Origin of the sequence: Nonomuraea zeae (assembly GCF_005889725.1) — a bacterium.
Lineage (GTDB): Bacteria > Actinomycetota > Actinomycetes > Streptosporangiales > Streptosporangiaceae > Nonomuraea > Nonomuraea zeae.
In genome coordinates this window covers 1-847 of record NZ_VCKX01000709.1, presented here as the reverse complement: position 1 = coordinate 847, position 847 = coordinate 1, and the positions used below count along the sequence as shown (strand labels likewise).

Here is an 847-nt window from a genome sequence, read left to right as displayed (position 1 = left end):
GCGGCCTGGATCAGCGTGCCGGTTCCTCCGGCCGTCACCGGAACCGGGACGGTCCTGGTGACCTTCTTGCTCCAGGGGTCGAACTCGAAGGCGACGCCGGTGGAGGCGATGCCGTACAGCTTGCCCCGCTGTTCGGTCAGCGCGGCGATCCGCTTGGCGCCCGGGACCGGCGTCAGGCTCCACCGGACCTTCTTGGTGAGCAGGTCGAAGGCGGCGAGCTTGGCCTCCGACTCGACCGGGGTGGTGCCGAGGCCGCCATAGATCTCGCTGCCGATGTAGGCGGTGCCGAGCAGGCTGGTGATGGCGCGTACCGACTGGTTCGGGATGACGTCGCGGACAGCCTCGACGGCGTTCGTGCGCGGGTCGTAGAGAGCCAGAGCGCCGCCGTGCAAGCCGTACTCCGGCTGGGTGCCGACCAGCAGCCGCCGGGTGAGCTTGTCGTAGTGGGCGCCGAGCGGCCGGTTCTGCTCGGCGCCGACGCGGGTGAGCCGGCGCAGGTCGGAGCCGTCGGGGCGCATGCGGAACAGGTACGCCAGGGTGTAGACCGACAGGTAGACCTGGTCCCGGATCGGAGTCATCACCTTGGCTTCGCCGGGCAGGAACGTGCGCGTGCTCGTGCCGGTCGCCAGGTCGTGCACCTGAACCCCCGCCTTGCCGCTGACCAGCACCTGATCCTTGGTCGCCGTGATGGCCATGGCCAGCTCGGGCGCGGGCGGCATCCCGGCCTGGGTGAGGTCGACACCGGTCAGTTCCTTGGTGGCCGGGTCGTATTCGACGACCGAGCTGGTGAGCACGCCGACGACCTTGCCGCCGCGCAGGAAGATCCGGCCGAAGGACGCTCCGTCGT

General features: G+C 70.1%; 1 pseudogene. It reads right to left on the bottom strand.

Annotation, left to right across the window (positions count from 1 at the left end):
- Positions 1 to 847 (bottom strand): annotated as a pseudogene (locus tag ETD85_RS64315) (PQQ-binding-like beta-propeller repeat protein); the annotation flags it as partial.